Raw genomic sequence first — 22,264 nt, forward strand, 5'->3', positions numbered from 1 at the left:
CCGCCCCCGTTCCGGTCCGTCCGGTCAGAAGAGGACGCGGACCTTCACCGGCGTGCTCTCCGATCCCTCGGCGACGGTCGGGTCGTCGGGGACGAAGGTCGCCGTGTAGGTGTGCGTCCCGCGGGACAGCCGGCCGAGCGTCGTCGACGCGGTGCCGCGGCGGACCTCCGCCGTCGCGATCACGGTGTCGCCCTCGCGGAACTCGACGACGCCCTCGGCGCGGCCGCCCTCCTGCGTGACGATCGCGACGAGCGTCGTGGGCAGGAACCGGTTGATGTGGACCGGCGTGACGGCCACCAGACGCGTCTTCGTCGCCGCGGCGGGCTCAGCCGCCTCCTCGACGGTGACGGGCACCTGCACGACCGTGCCGCTGGGGGCGGCGGTCACGGTCAGCTGCGCGGCGCCGGCGGGCGTTCCGGCGGGCAGGGTGACGCTGACGGATGCCGCGCCCTCCGACACCGGCGCCGTGCCGAGCACCTGCTCGCCCAGGCTCACCGAGACCTCGACGTTGGCGGGAGCGCCCTTGCTGGTCAGGTCGAGCCTGGCCACCTGGAACGACACGGTCTCGCCCGCCGCGACCGTCTCGGGCACGCCCGAGACCTGCACGCCGTGCTTCGCGAACGAGGGGGCGACGGGCGAGCCCTCGGCGAGGTAGTCGACCCACGCTTCGTAGTCGAGCAGACCCGTGTCGACGTAGTCCTCGCCCTCCGTGAAGGCGCGGAAGTTGTCGCCGCCGGCCGCGAGGAACGAGAACGTGCCGATGCGGTAGGTCCCTTCGGGATCGATCGGAGCCCCGTCGACCGTCACGGACGTGATGCGCTCACCCTCCGGCAACGCCGGGTCGTAGGTGTACGAGACGTTGTCCGAGAGTCCCAGCTGCAGGTAGGGGCGCTGGGGGACGTTGCCCGCGGCATTCCGCTGCCACTGCTGCTCGAGCATCGTCGTGAACTCCTCACCCGTGAGGGTGACCAGCGCGAGCGTGTTGTTGAACGGCAGCACCGCGTTCGCCTGGCTGAACGAGATCGATCCGTCCTCGAGACCCGCGACCGCACCGGCCCCGAACTCGGCCTGCGTGTCGAACAGATCGGCGCGCAGACCGCCCGGGTTCGTCACGCCGATGACGGCGCCGTTCGGCAGGTCCGCAAGGCTGTCGCGCAGCATGTTGGCGACCGTGTTGCCGAGCGTCGACTCCGCCGCCCGGTTGTCGCGCGATCCGCCGGTGTAGACACCGTCGACGTACGATCCGCCGCTGTAGGCGGTCGTGATGTCGCCCGAGACCTGACCGACCTCGGTGTTGCCGATCGCGGCGGCGTTCGCTAGCGCGGCCTTCGTGATGCGGTCGACCTCCGCGACCCGCGGGTAGGCGGCGACGAGGTCGGCGGCAGGGGTCGTCGTCCGTGCGACGTTGCGCTCGGTGTGCGCCGAGACCTCGCCCGTGGCGGCATCCACCGTCAAGGTGATCTCACCGATCTTGGCGCCGTACGAGCCGGTCTGCACGACGGGACGCGTCCGGTCCGTGCCGGGGATCGGCGCCGACCACGCGTACTCCTTGTGCGTGTGACCGGTGAAGATCGCGTCGACCTCGGGGGAGGTGTCCTCGATGATCGCCCCGAACGCGCCGCCCGCGGCGACCTCCTCCTCGAGGGTCGCGCCGTCCGGCGTGCCGGCTCCGGCACCCTCGTGGTAGAGCGCGACGATGACGTCCGCCTCGCCGTTGGAGGCGTCGCCGTCGGTCAGCTGCGCGGCGACGCGGTTGACCGCTTCGACCGGGTCGCCGAAGTCCACCGACTCGATGCCGGTCGGCGTGACGAGCGTCGGGGTCTCCTCCGTGACGGCGCCGATGACGCCGACCGTCAGTCCGTCGGCCTCCAGCAGCGCGTACTCGTCGAGTGCGGGCGTCGTCGTGCCCTTCTCGTAGACGTTCGCGCCCAGTTGCGGCGCGTCGAACGCGTCCGACACCCGACCCGACAGGTCGGCGAAACCGCGGTCGAACTCGTGGTTGCCGACCGCGCTCGCCTGCAGGCCCAGGGCGTTCAGGACGTCGATCGTGGGCTCGTCCTGCGCCACGGACGACGCGAACAGCGAGGCGCCGATGTTGTCGCCGGCAGACAGGAACAGGGTGGGGCCGGTTGCGGCCTTCCGCAGCTCTTCGACGGTCCCCGCGAACGCGACGGTGTTGCTGTCGATGCGTCCGTGGAAGTCGTTGATCCCGAGAAGGGTCAGCTGCACGGGGGCGGCATCCGCGTTCATTCCGACGATGACCGGATCGTGGTCGCTCGAACGGAACGGGTCGGCCGAGTAGAACTCGGTGCCGTGGGTGCGGAAGCGGCTGTACTCGAGGGCGATCGACTCTCCGGAGTTGATGTTCCAGATGTCCGCTCCGGTGGAGCGGGCGAGCGCCGCCTCGTTCAGCAGGACGTGGTCGAGCGAGCCCGCGAGCCCCGAGAAGCTGTACGACGACGAGTCGAGGTCGAACGCCTGCTCGGCATCCGCGTACCCGGCCTCGTAGAGCACCTGCAGCGGGTCCTCCTGGCTGTACGAGTTGAAGTCGCCGGCGAGGGCCACCGCATCCACGTCGCCCTGGATCTCCGCGACCCAGTCGCGCAGTGCGGTCGCCTGACGGACCCGCGACTCGTTCGAGGATCCCTGACCGTCGCCCGTGTCGGCGTCGCCGGGCCACGGACCCGCGGAGCCCTTGGACTTGAAGTGGTTGACGACGAACAGGAACGGGTCGCCTCCCGCGGCGGGCTCGAACACCTGCGCGATCGGCTCGCGCGCGTTGCCGAACGCTTCGCCGTCGGCGCTCTGGTCACCGAGGGCGCGCGCGGCGCCCACGGGGGAGACGAGGGCGGGCTGGTAGATGATCGCGTTGGTGATCACGTCCTGCTCGGATGCCGGGGGGAGATCCGCCGACGAAGGAACGAAGGCCCAGGTGTCGGCACCCGCCTCCGCGTTCAGCGCGTCGACGAGCGTGGCGGTCGCCTCATCCTTCTCCTCGCCGAGAGCGGCCGAGTTCTCGATCTCCATGAGACCGATCACGGCGGCATCCACCGAGGTGATGGCCTCGACGAGCTTGGTCTGCTGACGCTCCAGGTCGGCGGCGTCCCACGCGCCGCGCTGGGCGCATCCGTCACGGACGGTGACGCCGTCGCCGAACCGGTCGGGGTAGGCCTCGCAGCTCGCCGAGTCCGTGCCGAGGGTCGTGAAGTAGTTGAGGACGTTGAACGACGCGATCGACAGGTCCCCGCCGACGTCCTCCGGCGCGTCGGTGCGGACGTTCTCGAAGACGACCTCGTCGGCTCCCGTGCCGTCGCCGACGAGCGGCTCGGTCGGGTTCAGCTTCCACGTGCCGTTGCGGTAATCGACGATCAACGGCGCGGTGAAGGACACCCCGGCACCCACGGTGACGGGCTCGGTGAGCGAGACGTACGCCGGGGTCAGCGCGCGGTTGGCGCCCGACGTGTAGTCGATCCCGGCGCCGTCGTCGAGACGCACACCGCGCGCGGCGTTGTCGGCGGCCACCGCGGCCGCGGCGTCACTGCCCGGGCGGGCGGCGTCGGTGGGCTGTCGCAGGGGGGTGTCGCCCGCGGCCAGACCCACCTCGCCGAAGCGGTTCGTGCTGTAGGTGTCACTGACGGTGAACGCGCCTTCCGGGGCGACGAGCATCGACTCGAGCGACTCGCGCTGCGCCGCCGTCGTCGGCCAGCCGATCCTCGCGGGCGTGGGCGCCGCGGCGTCGTCGATGACGTCGGCGTCGCCCGGCTCCACGGTGATCTCGGTGAGCCCGTCGAACTCCGACACGACACCGGTGACCGTGACCGTGTCGCCGAGCGCGACCTCTCGGACGGCGCCCGGGGCGTAGACGAAGACGGCGTCCGACGCGGTGTGCGTCTCGAGATCCAGTGCACCGCCCGTACCGGGGGTCTGGATGACGTAGCCGTTGTAGCCGCCGGTGGGATAGTGCGCGGTGACCACGCCGGTCGTGGTGACGGTGCGGCCCGCGAGCGGGGAGGCATCCGTCTCGCCCTGGATCTCGGCGATCGTCGCGACCTGCGGCTCGGGGTCGGGTTCGGGCTCCGGCTCGGGGTCGACGTCCGCGCCGAGCCCGGTGGGTGTGGGGGCGCCGGCGGCGAAGTCCGCCGCGTTGTCAGCCGTGTTCGTGGCGTCCTCGTCGCGCGAGACGCTCGTCGCATTCGACGTGCCGGGAGCGGGCGCGGAGCCGGCGAAAGCCGTGGCGGTGCTGCCCCAGCCGACGAGGTCGACGACCTGCTCGAGATCGGCGATCCCGGTGCTGCCGGTCAGTGCCGCCTCGGTGGACACGAGGGCGACCTTGGCGCCGCTGCCGCTCATCGCGATCGAGCCGTCGACGTCGGCCTCGAACGCGGGAAGCGACGTGTTGCTCCCGAAGGTCTGACCGATGAGCAGGTTCTCGCCGGCGGGGAGGTCGACGTCGCCGAGCTTCGTCACCTGCCAGGTGGCGCCGGTCGCCGAGGCGTACTGCACGCTGAACCCGCTGAGGTCGACCGTCTCGTCGCCCGTGTTGGCGAGCTCGATGAAGTCGCGGTTGAAGACGGCGCCGCTGTTGCCGCCGCCGCCGTACACCTCCGAGATGACGACGGGCGCGTCGGCCGACACGGCGGCGTTCGCCGCGCTCGGCACGAGGGCGAGACCCGCGGCCGTCACGGCGGTGACGGTCAGCAGGGCGCCGGTGCGGCGGAAGGCGGACGGTGAGGCGTGCGCGGGAACGGGTGGGTTCGACACGGTGGGATCTCCCGAAGCGGCACGGGCGCGGGGCTTATCGCGCAGGAACCGACCGCCACATTGAGCATTCGGTCGGTCTCGCGGCCCCGCAAGTGTCAGATCGGTTAACTCTTTCTCATGCGGCGGGCCACTGGCGTGTCGCCGCCGTGGCGGGTTATGGTGCCCGATCGTCGGGGCTGGCGCCCGGCCCCGCGCCGGTAGACTCGGCTGGTCATGTCACCCCGCGCCCTTCAGCCCCTGCAGCCTGCGGCCACGCCGCCCGCGCAGCTCCGCAACTTCTGCATCATCGCCCACATCGACCACGGCAAGTCCACCCTGGCCGACCGCATGCTGCAGATCACCGGCGTGGTCGCCGACCGCGACATGCGCGCGCAGTACCTCGACCGGATGGACATCGAGCGCGAGCGCGGCATCACCATCAAGAGCCAGGCCGTTCGGATGCCGTGGGCCACCGCCGACGGCACGTTCGCCCTCAACATGATTGACACGCCCGGCCACGTCGACTTCACCTACGAGGTCAGCCGGTCGCTCGCGGCCTGCGAGGGCGCGATCCTCCTCGTCGACGCGGCCCAGGGCATCGAGGCGCAGACCCTCGCCAACCTCTACCTCGCCCTCGAGAACGACCTCGAGATCATCCCGGTCCTCAACAAGATCGACCTGCCCGCGGCGGACCCGGAGAAGTACTCCGCCGAGCTCGCGAACCTCATCGGCGGCGACCCGGCCGACGTGCTCAAGGTGAGCGGCAAGACCGGCATGGGGGTCGAGGCCCTCCTCGACCGCATCGTCGAGCGCATCCCCGCACCCGTCGGGGATGCCGACGCCCCCGCCCGGGCCATGATCTTCGACTCGGTCTACGACGCCTACCGTGGCGTCGTGACGTACGTGCGGATGGTCGACGGCAAGCTCGAGCCGCGCGAGCGGATCCAGATGATGTCGTCGAAGGCGGCCCACGACCTCCTCGAGATCGGGGTGTCGAGCCCCGAGCCCGTGCCCACCAAGGGTCTCGGCGTCGGCGAGGTGGGCTACCTCATCACCGGTGTGAAGGACGTCCGCCAGTCCAAGGTCGGCGACACGATCACCAACCACCGCAAGCCCGCATCCGAGGCGCTCGCGGGGTACACCGACCCGAAGCCCATGGTCTTCTCGGGCATCTACCCGATCGACGGCAGCGACTACGCCGAGCTCCGCGAGGCGCTAGACAAGCTGAAACTGTCGGATGCCTCGCTGCAGTACGAGCCGGAGACCTCGGTCGCCCTCGGGTTCGGGTTCCGCTGCGGCTTCCTCGGTCTGCTGCACCTCGAGATCATCACCGAGCGCCTCGCGCGCGAGTTCGGACTCGACCTCATCACGACCGCGCCGTCGGTGACGTACGAGGTGATGACCGACACCGGCGAGACCGTGACGGTGACGAACCCGTCCGAGTACCCCGACGGCCGCGTCGCCGAGGTCTCCGAGCCGGTCGTGAAGGTCGGCATCCTCCTGCCGAAGGACTACGTCGGCACCGTCATGGAGCTCTGCCAGTCCCGCCGCGGCACCCTGCTCGGCATGGACTACCTCAGCGAGGACCGCGTCGAGCTGCGCTACAACATGCCCCTCGGCGAGATCGTCTTCGACTTCTTCGACCACCTGAAGTCCAAGACGCAGGGCTACGCGAGCCTCGACTACGAGCCGGCCGGTTCGCAGACCGCCGACCTCGTCAAGGTCGACATCCTGCTGCAGGGTGAGAAGGTCGACGCGTTCAGCTCGATCGTCCACCGCGAGAAGGCCTACGCCTACGGGACGATGATGACCGAGCGGCTGCGCAAGCTCATCCCGCGTCAGCAGTTCGAGGTCCCCATCCAGGCCGCGATCGGCGCCCGCATCATCGCCCGCGAGAACATTCGCGCGATCCGCAAGGACGTCCTCGCGAAGTGCTACGGCGGTGACATCACCCGTAAGCGCAAGCTGCTGGAGAAGCAGAAGGAGGGCAAGAAGCGCATGAAGATGGTCGGCCGCGTCGAGGTCCCCCAGGAGGCGTTCATCGCCGCGCTCTCGGGAGACGTCGAGGGCAAGGACAAGAAGTAGGCTGGCACAATGCGCCGCGGGAGTTTCCAGGCAGGGACCGTCGACTACGCCGCCGTCGGGGCCACGCAGGCCCCCGATCTCATGGGCTATCCGCCGAAGGGCACGACCCCGGCGGAGGCGTCCTGGCGTCTCGGCAGCGGTGAGAGCCGTTTCGTCACCTCGACCGAGTCGCTCCTCGGGTGGGGAGCGCAGCGCGGGGCGGGTCTCCAGGTAACCGATGTGCGCCCGGCATCCGGTCCGATGTACTCCGGCGTCGGCTTCGACACCGACGGCAACGCCGTCCAGCCCAGCCGTCTCGACGACGAGCAGCGCTTCGACGCCGACGGCGTGCCGTTCGCGAGCGCCGGGACGACCGTGCACCTTCGGGGGCGCGTCGGCGGGATGCGGGCCGATGCCGAACTCCGGGTCATCTCGGTCGTCGACGAGCCGCGTCGGGTCGGGTTCTCGCTCGGCACCGTCGGCGGATCCGTCGTCAGCGGCGAGGAGTCCTTCCTGCTCGAATGGCGCGACGACGACGAGGTCTGGTTCACGGTCCGTGCCTTCGACAAGCCGACCGGCGTGCTCTACCGCCTCTGGCGTCCGCTGGTGAAGCGTCGGCGTCGCGCCCTGTTCCAGGGGTACCTGCAGGCGATGTCGCCGATGTACGCCACCGGCTCCTGATGGGCTCGGCCCTTCCCCTCGGCGATCCCGCTCCTCTCGACGGCGCTCTACCCGCCGACGTGCGCGTGTCGGACGACGTCGACTTCGGCGTCTACCTGCACGTCCCGTTCTGCCGCGTCCGCTGCGGCTACTGCGACTTCAACACCTACACGGCGACCGAACTGCGCGGCGCCCGACAGGACGCGTACGCCGACGAGGTCCTGCGCGAGATCGCGATCTCCCGGCGCGTGCTGGCCGAACGCGGACCGCTCCGCCCCGCGCAGACGGTGTTCTTCGGCGGCGGCACCCCGACGCTCCTGCCGCCCGGCGACCTGGCGCGCATGCTCGACGGCGTCCGGGAGGCCTTCGGCCTGGCGGACGGTGCCGAGGTGACGGTCGAGGCGAACCCCGACACGATGACGGACGCCGTGGCCGAGACCCTTGCGGCCGCCGGTGTGACACGCCTGTCGATCGGCATGCAGTCGGCTGTCCCGCACGTCCTCGCCGCCCTCGACCGCACCCACGACCCCGCGAACATCGCCACCGCGGTCGCCGCGGCACGGAGCGCGGGGCTGGCGGTCAGCCTCGACCTCATCTACGGCGCTCCGGGGGAGTCGCTGGAGGACTGGCGCACCTCGCTCGAGACGGCGACGGCCCTCGCGCCCGATCACGTCTCGGCCTACGCACTCATCGTCGAGGACGGCACGAAACTCGAGCGGCAGATCCGCCGCGGCGAGGTGCCCGCTCCCGATGACGATCTGCAGGCCGACATGTACGAGCTGGCCGACGAACTGCTCGCCGCGGCGGGATACGGATGGTACGAGGTCTCGAACTGGGCGACGAACCGCGCGCAGCGGTCGCGCCACAACCTGTCGTACTGGCGTGGCCAGGACTGGTGGGGGTACGGCCCGGGCGCCCACAGTCACATCGGCGGACTCCGGTGGTGGAACGTGAAGCACCCCGCGGCGTACGCGCAGCGCCTCGCGGCGGGACAGTCGCCGGCGGCCGGACGGGAGCGACCGGATGCCGAGGCCCGCCGCCTCGAGGACATCCTCCTGCGCTCGCGCATCGTCGACGGGGTGGCCGTGGACGAGGCGACGGTCGCCGGGCGGCGGAACGTGGCATCCCTCATCGCCGACGGGCTCGTCGACGGCGCGGCGGCGGTCCACGGCACGATCGTGCTGACCCGCCGCGGGCGGCTTCTCGCCGACGCCGTCGTGCGGGCGCTCACCGAGTGATCCGAGCAGAACGCTCCGCGCGCGGTAGAATTGGCACTCCAAGATCGAGAGTGCCAGCGGAGGAGGGATGATGGTTTCGGAACGCGGTCTTCAGGTGTTGCGCGCGATCGTCCAGGACTACGTGGACACGCGGGAACCCGTCGGCAGCAAGGCGATCGTCGACCGCCACCAGTTCGGTGTGTCCGCCGCCACGATCCGCAACGACATGGCTCTCCTCGAGGACGAGGAACTCATCATCGCGCCGCACACGTCGTCGGGCCGTGTGCCCACCGACAAGGGGTACCGGGTCTTCGTCGACCATCTCGCCGAGGTCCGTCCGCTGACCTCCGCGCAGCGCTCCGCGATCGGCGCGTTCCTGGAGGACACCGGCGACCTCGACGACCTGCTCGTCCGCACGGTCCGCACGCTCACCCGCCTCACCGGACAGGTCGCGATCGTGCAGTACCCGTCGTTCGCCCGGGCGAACGTCTCGCACGTCGAGGTCGTCCACCTCGGCGGCACCCGCATCGTCATCATCGTCGTGACCGACACCGGCCGGGTCTCGCAGCGGGTCGCGTTCCTCGCGACCGAGCCGTCCGCCGAGGAGGCCGAGCAGCTCAAGCTCGCGATGGCCGCGCTGCTGACCGGCAAGAGCGTCCGCGACGGTGCCGCGGCGATCGCCCGCATCCTCGAGGAGGAGGCTCCGGCCCCCCGCGAGGAGAACCGGCGGATCATCCTGCGCGCGATCGGCGAGGAGCTCGACGAGTTCCGCTCCGACCGCATGGTCATGGCCGGGTCCGCGACCCTCGCCCGTCGCGAAGCGGACTTCCGCGGCAGCATCTACCCGCTGCTCGAGGCGATCGAGGAGCAGGTGACGCTCCTGCGCCTCATGGGGGAGATGGTCGCGGACGACCGGGGACTGGCGACCAGCATCGGCCGCGAGAACGAGCCGTTCGGGCTCGCCGAGGCATCCGTCGTCGCGGGGGACTACGACGCCGGCGGCTCGCAGGCGCGCGTGGGCGTGCTGGGCCCGACCCGCATGGACTACCCCACCAATCTCGCGGCGGTCCGTGCCGTCGCGCACTATCTGACGCGTCTGCTCGAAGAAGACGAGAAGTCGCGCTGAACGAATCGGCCCCCGGGCCGGAGAGGTGATTGTGGCTGACCACTACGAGGTCCTGGGTGTCGCGCGCGACGCGAGCCCCGAGGAGATCAAGAAGGCGTACCGCCGACTGGCGCGACAGCTCCACCCCGATGTGAACCCGGGAGAGGATGCGGCGGAGCGCTTCAAGCTCGTGACGCACGCGTACGACGTGCTGAGCGACCCCGACCAGCGCCAGCGGTACGACCTCGGTGGCGATTCCGGGGCGTTCGGCGGCGCCGGGGCCGGGTTCGGCGGCTTCAGCGACATCTTCGAGACGTTCTTCGGCGGAGGCGGCGGGGGCACGCGTGCCGGACGCCCGCGCTCGCGTCGCGAGCGGGGCCAGGACGCCCTCGTGCGCGTCGACCTGACCCTCGGCGACGTCGTCTTCGGCGTGCACCGCGACATCGAGGTCGACACGGCGGTGCTGTGCGAGACCTGCCAGGGCTCGTGCTGCCAGCCCGGCACCCAGCCGGTGACCTGCGACATCTGCCACGGCTCGGGGCAGATCCAGCGGACCGTGCGGAGCCTGCTCGGCAACGTCGTCACGTCGCAGCCCTGCACGACCTGCCAGGGCTACGGCACGACCATCCCCTACCCGTGTTCCACGTGCCAGGGCCAGGGCCGCGTCCGCGCGCGCCGCACCGTGTCGATCGACATCCCCGCCGGCGTCGAGACGGGACTGCGCCTGCAGCTGCCCGGATCGGGCGAGGTCGGCCCCGCGGGCGGCCCCAACGGCGACCTGTACCTCGAGGTGACGGTCGCGCCGCACGACGTCTTCAGCCGTGACGGCGACGATCTGCTCGCGACCCTCGAGGTGTCGATGATCGACGCGATCCTCGGCACGAGTGTGACGATCGATTCGCTCGACGGCCCCGTCGACCTCGAGATCCGCCAGGGTGTCCAGGCGGGCGACGAGCTGACCATCCGCGGGCGCGGCATCACCCCGCTCCGCGGCGAGCAGCGCGGCGACCTCCGCGTCGCCGTGCAGGTGGTCACCCCGTCGCACCTCGACCCCAAGTCGCGGGCCCTCGTCCAGGAGCTCGCCAAGCGCACGCGCCCCGCGCCGCCGCACCTCGCCGAGTTCCACCCGGGCCTGTTCTCCAAGCTCCGCGGCAAGTTCAAGCGCTGACCGTGGCCCTGCACTTCCTGATCGAGGATGCCGGTGCCGCCGGCCCGGGCGACGTCGTCCGGCTGACGGGCGCCGAGGCGCACCACGCGGCCGCCGTGCGCCGCATCCGGGTCGGGGAGGGGGTGACCGTGGGCGACGGCCGCGGCCTCTGGCTGACCGGCACCGTCGCCTCGGTCGCGCCGAAGGAGGTCGTCGTCGAGGTCGTCGAGCGGCGGGAGCACCCGGCGCCGTCCCCGCGCACGGTACTCGTGCAGGCGCTCGCGAAGGGCGATCGCGACGAGCTCGCGGTGCAGGCCGCGACCGAACTCGGCGTCGATGCGATCCTCCCGTGGCAGGCCGCCCGGTCCGTCTCGCGGTGGGACGGCGCGAAGGTCGCAAAGGGCGTCGCACGCTGGGAGTCGATCGCCCGCGAGGCGGCCAAGCAGGCCCACCGTGCCTGGCTGCCCGAGGTGGCCGACCCGGTGACGACGCGACAGCTCGTCTCGCAGGCCGAGTCGGCACGGATGCTGGTGCTCGAACCGACGGCATCCGCTGCGCTCTCCGCGGTCGACCTCGACGCCGCCGACACCCGTGACGTGCTGCTCGTCGTCGGGCCGGAGGGCGGGATCTCGCCCGACGAGCTCGACGCGTTGCAGGCCGCCGGCGCGACCCTCGTGCGGCTCGGCGACACGGTCCTGCGCACCTCGACCGCCGGTCCCGCGGCGCTCGCGCTGGTCAACCGGGCGCTCGGCCGCTGGTGAGTCGGCACCGGCCGACGCCGGGAGCCGCTGACTAGACTGGGGGGATGAGCGAGTCGTCGGTGTTCACCCGCATCCTCCGGGGTGAGATCCCCTCCGAGATCATCGCGGAGACCGAGAACGCGTTCGCGATCCGCGACATCGCCCCGCAGGCTCCCGTGCACCTGCTCGTGATCCCCAAGAGCGAGCAGTACCGCGACGTCGTCGAGCTCGCCGCGGGTGACCCTGCCCTGCTCGCCGAGCTGGTGGGGCTCGCGAACAGCCTGGCCGCCGAGCACGCCGACGGCGACTTCCGCCTGATCTTCAACACCGGCCCCGGCGCCGGTCAGACCGTCTTCCACGTCCACGCCCACGTGCTGGGCGGCGGGCTCAGCGAAGGGAGCCTCGGTGGCTGACAGCACCGAACCCACCGTCGACCGCATCTACGCGGACGGCGTCGCGATGGTGCAGCTGCTGGGTCCTCAGGACCGCCTGTTGCGCACCGTCGAACGCGAACACCCCGACGTGCAGGTGCACGTCCGCGGCAACGAGATCACGCTCACCGGCGAGGGCGACGCCGTGGCGCGTGCCCGCGTACTCATCGACGAGCTCATCGGCATGGCGCGGGCGGGGCAAGGCCTCGACCCGAGCGACGTCACCCAGTCGAGCCGCATCCTGCGGGACAACGGCGGGATGCGTCCCTCCGAGGTCCTCGGCGAAGCCATCCTCTCCTCGCGCGGCAAGGTCATCCGTCCGAAGACGCTCGGCCAGAAGGAGTACGTCGACGCGATCGAGGAGAACACGATCGTCTTCGGCATCGGCCCCGCCGGCACCGGCAAGACCTACCTCGCGATGGCCAAGGCCGTCCAGGCGTTGCAGCGCAAGGAGGTGAGCCGCATCATCCTGACCCGTCCCGCCGTCGAAGCGGGGGAGCGCCTCGGATTCCTGCCGGGCACGCTGACCGACAAGATCGACCCGTACCTGCGGCCGCTCTACGACGCGCTGAACGAGATGATGGACCCCGAACTCGTCCCGAAGCTCATGGCGTCCGGAACGATCGAGGTCGCCCCCCTCGCCTACATGCGCGGGCGCACCCTGAACGACTCCTTCGTCGTCCTCGACGAGGCGCAGAACACGACGCCCGAGCAGATGAAAATGTTCCTCACCCGTCTCGGGTTCGGCACGCGAATGGTCGTCACAGGCGACATCACGCAGGTCGATCTGCCGCAGGGCGCGTCGGGCCTCCGGCTCGTCACGCGGGTGCTCAAGGACATCGACGACATCCACTTCGCGCGCCTGACGAGCGACGACGTCGTGCGTCACACCCTGGTGGGCCGCATCGTCGACGCCTACAGCGCGTACGACGAGGAGAAGCTCGCCGCACGCCGTGAGCGTGACGAGGCGAGCGAGTTCGCGAACCGCGCCGAGCGCCGCGCGGGCCTGCGGCCCGCCGGACCCCGCGACCGACAGCCCAAACGAGGACGATCATGACCATCGAGATCACCAACGAGTCCGGTGTGGAGGTCGACGAGACCGTCCTGCTGCGCCTCACCGAGCACAACTTCGCCGAACTGCACGTCAGCCCCGACGCGGACGTCGCGATCCTCCTCGTCGACGAGGGTGCCATGGAGGCGCTGCACGTGCAGTGGATGGACGAGCCCGGTCCGACCGACGTTCTGAGCTTCCCCATGGACGAGCTGCGCCCCGGGACCGAGGAGGCGCCCACTCCTCCCGGGCTCCTCGGCGACATCGTGCTGTGCCCGCAGGTCGCCGAGACCCAGGCGCAGGCGGCGAAGCACTCCACGATGGACGAGCTCATCCTCCTGACGACGCACGGACTGCTCCACCTGCTCGGCTTCGACCACGCCGAGCCCGAGGAGGAGCGCGAGATGTTCGGACTCCAGAAGGAGCTCATCGGCGCGTTCCACTCGAGCGAGCGCCGCCGGCGCGCATGACCGAGATCCTCCTCCTCGTCGCGGCCGGCCTGCTCGTCGCGCTTGGCGGGCTGATGGCCTCGCTCGAGGCCGCGCTCGACGTGACGGGTCGCGCCGACCTCGCCGACCTCGCCGACGAGGCGCGCTCGGAAACGGCCCTGCGGCGGATCGCCGCCGACCCCGACGCCCACCGCACGGCGGTCGTGTTCATCCGCATCCTCGTCGAGACGGCGGCCGCGGTGCTCGTGACGGTCGCGTTCACGCTGATCTTCGACAACATCTGGTGGGCGATGCTCGCCGCCGTCGTCCTCATGACGATCGCCTCCTTCGTCCTCGTCGGCGCCTCGCCTCGCGCCGTCGGGCGTCAGCACGCCAAGGGCTTCCTGCGGTTCTGCGCCCCGCTCATCCGCGGCGCGCGCATCGTGCTCGGACCCCTCGCGCACCTCCTCGTCCTCGTGGGGGACCGGCTGACCCCCGGCATCCACCGGGGTGCGTCGTTCGCCTCCGAGGAGCAGCTCCTCAGCATGGTCGACGAGGCCGCCTCGCAGGACCTCATCGAGGCGGACGACCGAGACCTGATCCACTCCGTGTTCGACTTCACCGATCGGTTCGTGCGCGCCGTCATGGTGCCGCGCACCGACATGGTGACGATGGATGCCGCGGCCACGACGCAGCAGGCGATGACGCTCTTCCTCGACAAGGGCGTCTCGCGCATCCCGATCGCCGACGGCGAGGCCGACGACATCACCGGTGTCGTGTACCTGAAGGACCTCGTCCAGTTCGCCTACCGCGACGAGACCGCGTGGCGCGGCGTCCCGGTCGCCCAGATCGCCCGACCGGCGGTCTTCGTGCCCGAGTCGATGCGCGCCGAGACGCTGCTGCAGCAGATGAAGCGCGAAGCCGTGCACGTGTGCCTCGTCGTCGACGAGTACGGCGGGGTGTCGGGGCTCGTCACCCTCGAGGACCTCATCGAGGAGCTCGTCGGGGAGATCGCCGACGAGTACGACCTGCGCACGAGCGAGGTCACGGACCTCGGCGACGGCCGCTTCCGCGTGAGCACGCGCCTCGGGCTCGACGAGGTCGGCGACCTCTTCGGCATCGAGCTCGAGGACGACGACGTCGACTCGATCGGCGGCCTGTTCGGCAAGGCGCTCGGCAGCGTCCCGGTGCCGGGCGCCCGCGTCGAGCACAGCGGCCTGATCCTCACCGGCGGCACCTCCCTCGGTCGCGGCCGCGGTCTCGCCACCGTGTTCGTCGAGCGCGCCGAGAGCCTGGAGGCCGCCGAGAGCGCCTTCGCACCCACCACCGGAGAGATCCGCGTCTCGCGGGGATCGGAGTGACCGTGACCGACCGTTCCGGTTTCGTGACGTTCGTCGGACGCCCCAACGTGGGCAAGTCGACGCTGACCAACGCTCTCGTCGGCGAGAAGGTCGCGATCACGAGCGACAAGCCGCAGACGACCCGAAAGGCGATCCGCGGCATCCTGAACCGCCCGAGCGGACAGCTCGTCATCGTCGACACCCCCGGCATCCACAAGCCGCGGACGCTGCTGGGCCAGCGCCTCAACGACCTCGTCGAGCAGGTGCTCGGCGACGTCGACGCCATCGGATTCCTCGTGCCGGCCACCGAGAAAGTGGGACCCGGCGACCGGCGGATCGCGGCATCCCTCGACGGATACGGTCGCGCGAAGAAGGTGGCCATCGTCACGAAGGTCGACATCGCAACCCGCGAGGAGATCACCGAGCGCCTCATGGAGGTCGACGCGCTGCGCGAGGACTGGGCCGCTGTCATCCCGCTCTCGGCCGTCACCGACGACCAGCTCGACGTGCTCGCCGACGAACTGCTGAAGCTCATGCCCGAGGGCCCCGCGCTCTACCCCGAAGGGGTCGTTACCGACGAGAGCGTCGAGGATCGGATCGCCGAGATCATTCGCGAGGCGGCGCTCGACGGCGTCCGCGACGAGCTGCCCCACTCCATTGCCGTGACGGTCGAGGACATCTCGGCCCGCGAGGACAGTGACCTGACCGACGTGTACGCGAACATCGTCGTCGAGCGCGACAGCCAGAAGGCCATCATCATCGGCCGCGGCGGGTCCCGTCTGAAAGAGGTCGGGGCGCGGTCGCGAGCGGGCATCGAGCCGCTCGTCGGCGGCCGCGTGTTCCTGTCGCTGCGCGTCCGGGTGGCCAAGGAGTGGCAGCGCGACCCCAAGCAACTGGGGCGCCTCGGATTCTGACCGGCGACGGCGTCGGCATCCCACGGAAGGACGACGACATGGCACAGGCATGGTTCGCGACGGGGCCGGAGGGTCTGTCGCAGTGGGAGCTCCGCGAGGTCGAGGCGCCGGCACCGGGCCCCGGCGAGGTGACGATCCGGGTGCACGCCGCCGGGATGAACCCCGCGGATGTGAAGTACCCCACTCGTCCCGGCGCGTCGTTCCCCTTCCCGATCGGGTACGAGGTGTCCGGCGAGATCACCGCGCTCGGTGCCGACACGCAGATCGGCTCTGGCGCGGCGACGGTCGGCGACGAGGTGCTCGCGTTCCGCGTGAGCGGCGGGTACGCGACCGAGCTGACGGTCCCCGCCGAGAAGGTCTTCGCGAAGCCGTCGACCCTCACGCATCCCGAAGCCGCGAACCTGCTCCTGGCCGGGGTGACGGCCGCCGAACTGCTCGAGCTGAGCGGTGCGCGAAGCGGCGACACGGTGCTGTTCCACGCCGCCTCCGGCGCGGTCGGAGTGAGCTTCCTGCAGCAGGCGGCGATCCGCGGTGTCCGCGTGGTCGGGACGGCGAGCGAGCGGAACGCCGACGTCGTGCGGCGCTACGGCGGCATCCCGATCACGTACGGCCCGGGTCTCGTCGACCGGGCGAAGGATGCGGCGGCGGGCGCCTCCTTCGTCGCGTCGCTCGACGGAGTGGGGACCGACGAGGCGATCGAGGCCTCGCTCGCGCTCGTCGAGGACCGGACCCGCATCATCACGATCGTCCGTCGCGACCTCGAGTCCGAGGGCATCGTCGCGATCGGCGGGATGCTGCGCGCAAGCGCGGCCTTCCGTGACGCCGTCCGCGGCGAGCTCGTCGACCTCGCGCGGCGCGGACTGCTCGAGGTGCCGGTCGCCCGCACCTTCCCGTTCGCCGACGCGGTCGAGGCGGCGCGTTTCCTTATGAAGGGGCACCCGGGCGGCAAGCTCGCGTTGCTGCCCTGACGGAGAGCGACGCCGCTCAGTCGACGGAGCGCAGCGCGGACCGGATGATCACCTTGCCTGCGCCGAAGTCCTGATCGGCGGCCCGCTGCCAGGTGCCGTCGTCCCAGATCACGTCGACGTACACCCAGCCGTCCTGTTCGTACGAACCGAGGTAGCCCGAGCCGAGGGCATCGGGCACGATCGACTGGATCGTCGCGGCGTCCTGAGCGGACGCGGCGCCCGCCTTCCCGCCGGTGGGGTCGGGCAGTGCGATCGGGTCGAACAGGGCGAGGGGTACGGGTGTGTCTCGGACGGTGAAGCTCTCGCCGTCGTAGACACCGCGCACCGCGTACGTCCCCCAGGTCGAGCCGCCGGCAGTGGCCGCGTCCGTGAGGCCGTCCCAGGACCATCCGACGAGGGGGATGCCGCTGCACTGCGGCGGCGCGGATTCCGCGACGGCCCCCAGGCACAGCGTCGCCGTCGTCCCGTCGTCGAGGACGGTTCCCTGTGCGAGCACCTCGCCGGTCGGGTTCTCCGGTGTCAGCGCGGCGAGGGCAGCCCCGGGAGGCGCAGCGGAGCCGCCCGCATCAGCCGCGGCGGCGCAGGAGGTGAGCAGCAGGGTGGCGCCGGCGAGCAGGACGGCGGCGGATCGGCGGAGCGTCATACCGGGAGAGTGTCGGGGCCGCGGCATCCGTCTCGGATGTCGGCGCTTCGGATCGGGGTGTAACGTGTCGGTATGCGCTTCTGCGGCCTCCTTCTTCGTCGCCGCGACGAGTCCTCGATCTAGGACCAACTCGTCGCGGAGGTTGTCGTGGGTCCGCACCAGTGACGAGAGAAGAAGCACCCATCATGCGAAACACCCAGAAGCCCTCCGGCGCCCCGATCCACAAGTACCGCCCGTTCCACGAGCAGATCCGCGTCGAGCTGCCCGATCGCACCTGGCCGGGCAAGCGCATCGAGGTCGCGCCCCGCTGGTGCGCCGTCGACCTGCGCGACGGCAACCAGGCGCTCATCGACCCGATGAGTCCCGAGCGCAAGCGGATCATGTTCGAGCTCCTCGTGAAGATGGGCTACAAGGAGATCGAGGTCGGCTTCCCGAGCGCGAGCCAGACCGACTTCGACTTCGTGCGCCAGCTGATCGAAGAGGACCTCATCCCCGAGGACGTCACGATCCAGGTGCTGACGCAGGCCCGCGACCACCTCATCACGCGCACGTACGAGTCGATCGCCGGTGCCAAGCAGGCGATCGTCCACCTGTACAACTCCACGAGCGTGCTGCAGCGCGAGGTCGTCTTCCGCACCGATCAGCAGGGCATCATCGACATCGCCCTCGAGGGCGCCCGCCTGTGCCGCGAGTACGAGAAGACGATCCCCGAGACGACCGTCTACTATGAGTACTCGCCCGAGAGCTACACCGGCACCGAGCTCGAGTTCGCCGTCGACGTCTGCAACCAGGTCATCGAGGTCTTCGAGCCGACCCCTGAGCGCAAGGTCATCATCAACCTACCGGCGACCGTCGAGATGGCGACGCCCAACGTGTACGCCGACTCGATCGAGTGGATGAGCCGGCACCTGGCCCACCGCGAGAACGTCATCCTGTCGCTGCACCCCCACAATGACCGCGGCACCGCGATCGCCGCGGCGGAGCTCGGCTACATGGCCGGGGCCGATCGCATCGAGGGATGCCTCTTCGGCAACGGCGAGCGCACGGGCAACGTCGACCTGGTCGCCCTGGGGATCAACCTGCTGACGCAGGGCATCGACCCGCAGATCGACTTCAGCGACATCGACCACGTCAAGCGCACCGCCGAGTACTGCAACCAGCTGCCCGTGCCCGAGCGGAGCCCCTGGGCGGGCGACCTGGTCTTCACCGCGTTCAGCGGGTCGCACCAGGACGCCATCAAGAAGGGCTTCGAGGCGATGGAGGCGCGTGCGCAGGCGGCGGGCGTCTCGGTCGACGAGATCGAGTGGGCCGTGCCGTACCTGCCCATCGACCCGAAGGACCTGGGACGCTCGTACGAGGCCGTCATCCGGGTCAATTCGCAGTCCGGCAAGGGCGGTGTCGCCTACCTGCTGAAGACCGACCACGCGCTCGACCTGCCGCGCAAGCTGCAGATCGAGTTCTCGGGGGTCGTCCAGGCGAAGACGGATGCCGAGGGCGGCGAGGTCTCGAGCGGTCAGATCTGGTCGATCTTCTCCGACGAGTACCTGCCCGCTGCCGCCGCCGACGAGAAGTGGGGTCGCTTCGAACTGCTGTCGACCCGTACGCAGAGCGACATGTCCGGGGAGGTCGCGCTCGAGGTGACGCTCCGCGACGGCGAGGAGCGCGTCTCGGCGACGGGCGCCGGCAACGGTCCCATCGCGGCTTTCCTGAAGGTGCTGGGCGAGCGCGGTTTCGAGATCTCCCTCTACGACTACGTCGAGCACACCCTGGGTGCCGGCGGCGACGCGCACGCGGCCGCGTACGTCGAGCTGCAGGTCGGGGACCAGCGCCTGTGGGGCGTCGGCATCGACGGCGACATCTCGACCGCGAGCCTGAAGGCGGTCGTCTCGGCGGTCAACCGGGCGATCCGCAGCCGCGTGTCCGAGAGTGAGCTCGCAGGCGTCTGAGTCCGCGCGGTCGCCGTCGGGACCGGATCACGGTCTGATGATCGGGATGGTCGAGGTCTCGACGGCGACCTTGCGCCGATAGAGGGCGCGCTGCTCCGGCAGCGAGATGTCGAACGCGACGGCGAGGACCCGGATGACGGCGGTCACCGCGATGCAGGTGATCGCCGCCGGCACCGCCGCGACGCCGACGAGGTCGAGGACGGCCAGGACGGCGCATCCCACCGCCGCGGCGACGGCGTAGAGCGAGCCGACGTGCATCATCGCGACGGGGAGACCCATGAACACGTCGCGCAGGAGGCCCCCGCCGACCGCCGCGCACGCGCCGACGAAGACCGACGGGATGAGGGGGAGGCCGAGCGCCAACGCCTTGGTCGTCCCCAGTGCGCCGAACATGCCGATCGCGACGGCGTCGAGCGCCACGATGACGGCGTTGAGCCGCTGGAAGAGGTTCGCCAGCAGCATCCCGACGAGGGCCGCGGCGGTGACGGTGATGAGGTATCCGTCGCTCTGGAGGGCGACGGGCGTCGTGTTCAGGAGCAGATCGCGGATCATGCCGCCGCCGAGGCCCATGACGACGCCGATGATCGCGACCCCGAGCAGGTCGAGCCGGCGCTGTCCCTGGAACCCCGAGGCGAACAGGGCGCCCTGTACGCCGCCGAGCCCGACGGCGGTCAGGTCGGCCCAGAGAGGGATGAGGAACTGCGGCTCGGTCACGCCTTCATTGTGCCCGGTCACGGGATAATCGAGGGGTGCCCACTTACCGCGACGAGGTCGTGGTCCTTCGCACCCACAAGCTGGGCGAGGCGGACCGCATCGTGACGATGCTCAGCCGTCGTCACGGCAAGGTGCGCGCCGTCGCGAAGGGTGTCCGGCGGACGTCGTCGAAGTTCGGCGCCCGGCTCGAGCCGTTCATGGTCGCCGACGTCCAGATGTACAAGGGCCGCTCGCTCGACATCGTGCAGCAGGCCGAGTCCCTGGGCGCCTACGGTGCGGACATCGCGACCGATTACGACCGGTACACCGCGGCATCCGCCATGTCCGAGACCGCCGACCGGCTCAACGAGGCCGAGACGACGCCGCAGCAGTACCTCCTCCTCGTCGGCGGGCTCCGCGCCCTCGCCCGCGGCGACCATGCCCCGCGGTCGGTGCTCGACTCGTACCTCCTGAGGGTCATGTCGCTTTCGGGGTGGGCGCCGTCCCTGCGGGAGTGTGCGCGGTGCGGTGCTCCGGGGCCGCACGAGTGGTTCGTCGCGCAGCTGGGTGGCATCGTCTGCGCCGCGTGCGCGCCCACCGGTGCTCCGCGGGTGAGTGTCGAGACCGGCGATCTGCTGCGGGCGCTGCTGGCGGGGGAGTGGGATGTGGTGGATGCCGCCTCGTCCGGCGCCACCGCGGCATCCTCCGGCCTCATCGCCGCCTACGCGCAGTGGCACACCGAGCGCGGCATCCGTTCCCTGTCCCACCTGGAGGCGCCTCGGTGAGTCCCAAGCCGTACACGCATCGCGACGCGGTGCCGTATCGACCGCTCGACTGGACCGGGCTGTACCCGCCGGAGTTCCCGAAGGCGGCGGTGCCGGGCCACGTCGCGATCGTCATGGACGGCAACGGCCGGTGGGCGAACCGCCGCGGGCTGACCCGGATCGAAGGACATCGCGCCGGCGAGGAGGTGCTGCTCGACGTCGTCGCCGGGGCGATCCAGGCGGGCGTCAAACACCTCAGCGTGTACGCCTTCTCGACGGAGAACTGGGCGCGTTCGCCCGAGGAGGTGCGCTTCCTCATGGGATACAACCGCGACGTGCTGCACCGGCGGCGCGACCAACTGAACGAGTGGAACGTGCGCATCCGCTGGGCCGGGCGCAAGCCGCGCCTGTGGGGCTCGGTCATCAAGGAACTGCAGTACGCCGAGCAGCTGACGTCCGGCAACACCGGCCTGACCTTGACGATGTGCATCAACTACGGCGGGCGGCTGGAGATCATCGACGCGATGCGGGCGATGGGTGAGGAGATCGCCCGCGGAAAGCTGAAGCCCTCGGCCATCACCGAGAAGACGCTCCGGCGCCACCTGTACGTCCCCGACATGCCCGACGTCGACCTCTTCGTGCGGTCGAGCGGTGAGCAGCGGACGTCCAACTTCCTGCTGTGGGAGGCGGCGTACGCCGAGATGGTGTTCCTCGACACGCTGTGGCCCGACTTCTCGCGGACCGACCTGTGGGGAGCGATCGAGCTCTATCTGTCGCGCGACCGCCGCTTCGGCGGGGCGAAGGACGCCCCGACGTCCTCCTGAGGTCAGTCGGCGGCGCGCGCGGCAGGGCCCGCGAGCCAGCGCTCGACCTCCCGCGGATGCCGGAGGCGCACGACGGGCAGGCCGTACTCGGCGGCGACCCGCGGCATCCGTTCCCGCCAGGTGCCGTGCGTGCGCATCTCCCAGCGCAGGATGTGATCGGGGTCGCGGAGGACCGTCCACAGGGGAGGCTCGACGTTCCCGTTCCACAGGGGCTGCCGCAGGATGCTGCGCCGCAGGGTGCGTCGCACCAGCCGGGTGCGCGCGATACGACGGGGGAGGTCGAGCCACACCGCGAGGTCGGCGCGCTCGCCGAGCACCTGCCCGCCGCCCGCGCTGAAGTAGTTCCACTCCGACACCCACCGCTCACCGGCGGCGACGCGGCGCACGTCGTCGAGGAACTCGGGCCGGGGCGTCCAGCCCGGTCCGTGGAAGAGCGAGTCGAGCTCGGTGTACTCGAGGCGCCACAGGTCCGCGAGCCGTCGTGCGAGGGTGGATTTGCCCACCCCCGTCGTGCCCGCGATCACGACGCGACGCGGCAGAGCCGGCAGCGGGTCGTCGGCGGAGAGCATCCCGCCAGCCTAGGACGGCG

Annotated in this window: 19 protein-coding genes; 15 read left to right on the forward strand and 4 right to left on the reverse strand. The window is 70.8% G+C overall.

Annotated features, from left to right (window positions below; translation table 11 throughout):
• Positions 1–24: 24 nt before the first annotated feature.
• Complete coding sequence (locus ACPEH2_RS08525) at positions 25–4,761, reverse strand: ExeM/NucH family extracellular endonuclease (protein ID WP_423718586.1); 4,737 nt, start codon at positions 4,759–4,761, stop codon at positions 25–27.
• 213 nt (positions 4,762–4,974) lie between these two features.
• On the opposite strand from ACPEH2_RS08525, the gene lepA reads away from it, so the two are divergent.
• The 12 genes from lepA (at position 4,975) to ACPEH2_RS08585 (ending at position 16,805) form a co-directional block, all read left to right on the forward strand.
• A complete protein-coding gene (lepA, locus tag ACPEH2_RS08530; RefSeq protein ID WP_311283644.1) occupies positions 4,975–6,825 on the forward strand; it encodes a translation elongation factor 4 in 1,851 nt (616 codons plus the stop codon).
• 9 nt (positions 6,826–6,834) lie between these two features.
• The gene (locus ACPEH2_RS08535; protein WP_359918869.1) at positions 6,835–7,485 is read left to right on the forward strand and encodes a DUF1990 family protein; all 651 of its coding nucleotides are present in this window, start codon (positions 6,835–6,837) and stop codon (positions 7,483–7,485) included.
• On the forward strand, positions 7,485–8,702 hold the full coding sequence (gene hemW / locus ACPEH2_RS08540) for a radical SAM family heme chaperone HemW (protein ID WP_423718587.1): 1,218 nt from the start codon (positions 7,485–7,487) through the stop codon (positions 8,700–8,702). The genes ACPEH2_RS08535 and hemW overlap by 1 nt, the downstream gene beginning before the upstream one ends.
• 70 nt (positions 8,703–8,772) lie before the next feature.
• Complete coding sequence (gene hrcA, locus ACPEH2_RS08545) at positions 8,773–9,807, forward strand: heat-inducible transcriptional repressor HrcA (RefSeq protein ID WP_359918866.1); 1,035 nt, start codon at positions 8,773–8,775, stop codon at positions 9,805–9,807.
• Between the two features lie 31 nt (positions 9,808–9,838).
• Positions 9,839–10,954 carry a molecular chaperone DnaJ gene (gene dnaJ, locus ACPEH2_RS08550; RefSeq protein ID WP_253034725.1) on the forward strand — a complete coding sequence of 372 codons (1,116 nt, stop codon included), beginning with the start codon at positions 9,839–9,841 and terminating at the stop codon, positions 10,952–10,954.
• 2 nt (positions 10,955–10,956) lie between these two features.
• The gene (locus ACPEH2_RS08555; protein ID WP_253034726.1) at positions 10,957–11,694 is read left to right on the forward strand and encodes a 16S rRNA (uracil(1498)-N(3))-methyltransferase; all 738 of its coding nucleotides are present in this window, start codon (positions 10,957–10,959) and stop codon (positions 11,692–11,694) included.
• A 44-nt stretch (positions 11,695–11,738) separates the two neighbouring features.
• A complete protein-coding gene (locus tag ACPEH2_RS08560) occupies positions 11,739–12,086 on the forward strand; it encodes an HIT domain-containing protein (protein WP_064002185.1) in 348 nt (115 codons plus the stop codon).
• 46 nt (positions 12,087–12,132) lie between these two features.
• On the forward strand, positions 12,133–13,161 hold the full coding sequence (locus ACPEH2_RS08565; protein ID WP_423718629.1) for a PhoH family protein: 1,029 nt from the start codon (positions 12,133–12,135) through the stop codon (positions 13,159–13,161).
• On the forward strand, positions 13,158–13,625 hold the full coding sequence (gene ybeY, locus ACPEH2_RS08570) for an rRNA maturation RNase YbeY (protein ID WP_064002183.1): 468 nt from the start codon (positions 13,158–13,160) through the stop codon (positions 13,623–13,625). Before ACPEH2_RS08565 ends, ybeY begins: the two co-directional genes overlap by 4 nt.
• Positions 13,622–14,944, forward strand: a complete 1,323-nt coding sequence (locus tag ACPEH2_RS08575; protein WP_311283648.1) for a hemolysin family protein — start codon at positions 13,622–13,624, stop codon at positions 14,942–14,944. Before ybeY ends, ACPEH2_RS08575 begins: the two co-directional genes overlap by 4 nt.
• The gene (gene era / locus ACPEH2_RS08580) at positions 14,941–15,837 is read left to right on the forward strand and encodes a GTPase Era (RefSeq protein WP_423718589.1); all 897 of its coding nucleotides are present in this window, start codon (positions 14,941–14,943) and stop codon (positions 15,835–15,837) included. The genes ACPEH2_RS08575 and era overlap by 4 nt, the downstream gene beginning before the upstream one ends.
• Before the next feature lie 38 nt (positions 15,838–15,875).
• Positions 15,876–16,805 (forward strand): quinone oxidoreductase family protein, encoded by a 930-nt coding sequence (locus tag ACPEH2_RS08585; protein ID WP_423718591.1) that lies wholly within the window; start codon positions 15,876–15,878, stop codon positions 16,803–16,805.
• A gap of 16 nt (positions 16,806–16,821) precedes the next feature.
• On the opposite strand, the gene ACPEH2_RS08590 is transcribed toward ACPEH2_RS08585, so the two are convergent.
• The gene (locus tag ACPEH2_RS08590; protein ID WP_311283651.1) at positions 16,822–17,448 is read right to left on the reverse strand and encodes a hypothetical protein; all 627 of its coding nucleotides are present in this window, start codon (positions 17,446–17,448) and stop codon (positions 16,822–16,824) included.
• A 185-nt stretch (positions 17,449–17,633) separates the two neighbouring features.
• Here ACPEH2_RS08590 and leuA point away from each other — a divergent pair, with 185 nt between their 5' ends.
• Positions 17,634–19,394 (forward strand): 2-isopropylmalate synthase, encoded by a 1,761-nt coding sequence (gene leuA, locus ACPEH2_RS08595; RefSeq protein WP_423718593.1) that lies wholly within the window; start codon positions 17,634–17,636, stop codon positions 19,392–19,394.
• Positions 19,395–19,421: 27 nt separating this feature from the next.
• Here leuA and ACPEH2_RS08600 read toward each other — a convergent pair whose 3' ends face one another.
• On the reverse strand, positions 19,422–20,108 hold the full coding sequence (locus ACPEH2_RS08600; protein ID WP_217531459.1) for a trimeric intracellular cation channel family protein: 687 nt from the start codon (positions 20,106–20,108) through the stop codon (positions 19,422–19,424).
• Between the two features lie 35 nt (positions 20,109–20,143).
• Here ACPEH2_RS08600 and recO point away from each other — a divergent pair, with 35 nt between their 5' ends.
• Both recO and ACPEH2_RS08610 read left to right on the forward strand, forming a co-directional pair.
• Positions 20,144–20,872, forward strand: coding sequence for a DNA repair protein RecO (gene recO, locus ACPEH2_RS08605; RefSeq protein ID WP_311283652.1), 729 nt, complete (start codon positions 20,144–20,146; stop codon positions 20,870–20,872).
• A complete protein-coding gene (locus ACPEH2_RS08610) occupies positions 20,869–21,675 on the forward strand; it encodes an isoprenyl transferase (RefSeq protein WP_423718595.1) in 807 nt (268 codons plus the stop codon). The genes recO and ACPEH2_RS08610 overlap by 4 nt, the downstream gene beginning before the upstream one ends.
• A 2-nt stretch (positions 21,676–21,677) precedes the next feature.
• Here the strand turns inward: ACPEH2_RS08610 and ACPEH2_RS08615 are convergent, their stop codons facing one another.
• On the reverse strand, positions 21,678–22,244 hold the full coding sequence (locus ACPEH2_RS08615; RefSeq protein WP_359918849.1) for an AAA family ATPase: 567 nt from the start codon (positions 22,242–22,244) through the stop codon (positions 21,678–21,680).
• Positions 22,245–22,264: the final 20 nt, after the last annotated feature.

The sequence above is a fragment of the Microbacterium sp. NPDC064942 genome, from assembly GCF_049545525.1.
Taxonomy (GTDB): Bacteria; Actinomycetota; Actinomycetes; order Actinomycetales; family Microbacteriaceae; genus Microbacterium; species Microbacterium gawkjiense.

What these genes read in the sequence shown, in the direction of transcription:
- hemW (WP_423718587.1), top strand. Translation starts at nt 7,485, where the DNA reads ATGGGCTCGGCCCTTCCCCTCGGCGATCCCGCTCCTCTCGACGGCGCT.
- ACPEH2_RS08615 (WP_359918849.1), bottom strand. Translation starts at nt 22,244, where the DNA reads ATGCTCTCCGCCGACGACCCGCTGCCGGCTCTGCCGCGTCGCGTCGTG.
- ACPEH2_RS08575 (WP_311283648.1), top strand. Translation starts at nt 13,622, where the DNA reads ATGACCGAGATCCTCCTCCTCGTCGCGGCCGGCCTGCTCGTCGCGCTT.
- ACPEH2_RS08585 (WP_423718591.1), top strand. Translation starts at nt 15,876, where the DNA reads ATGGCACAGGCATGGTTCGCGACGGGGCCGGAGGGTCTGTCGCAGTGG.
- leuA (WP_423718593.1), top strand. Translation starts at nt 17,634, where the DNA reads ATGCGAAACACCCAGAAGCCCTCCGGCGCCCCGATCCACAAGTACCGC.
- ACPEH2_RS08535 (WP_359918869.1), top strand. Translation starts at nt 6,835, where the DNA reads ATGCGCCGCGGGAGTTTCCAGGCAGGGACCGTCGACTACGCCGCCGTC.
- hrcA (WP_359918866.1), top strand. Translation starts at nt 8,773, where the DNA reads ATGGTTTCGGAACGCGGTCTTCAGGTGTTGCGCGCGATCGTCCAGGAC.
- ACPEH2_RS08590 (WP_311283651.1), bottom strand. Translation starts at nt 17,448, where the DNA reads ATGACGCTCCGCCGATCCGCCGCCGTCCTGCTCGCCGGCGCCACCCTG.
- lepA (WP_311283644.1), top strand. Translation starts at nt 4,975, where the DNA reads ATGTCACCCCGCGCCCTTCAGCCCCTGCAGCCTGCGGCCACGCCGCCC.
- ACPEH2_RS08565 (WP_423718629.1), top strand. Translation starts at nt 12,133, where the DNA reads ATGGTGCAGCTGCTGGGTCCTCAGGACCGCCTGTTGCGCACCGTCGAA.
- ybeY (WP_064002183.1), top strand. Translation starts at nt 13,158, where the DNA reads ATGACCATCGAGATCACCAACGAGTCCGGTGTGGAGGTCGACGAGACC.
- ACPEH2_RS08560 (WP_064002185.1), top strand. Translation starts at nt 11,739, where the DNA reads ATGAGCGAGTCGTCGGTGTTCACCCGCATCCTCCGGGGTGAGATCCCC.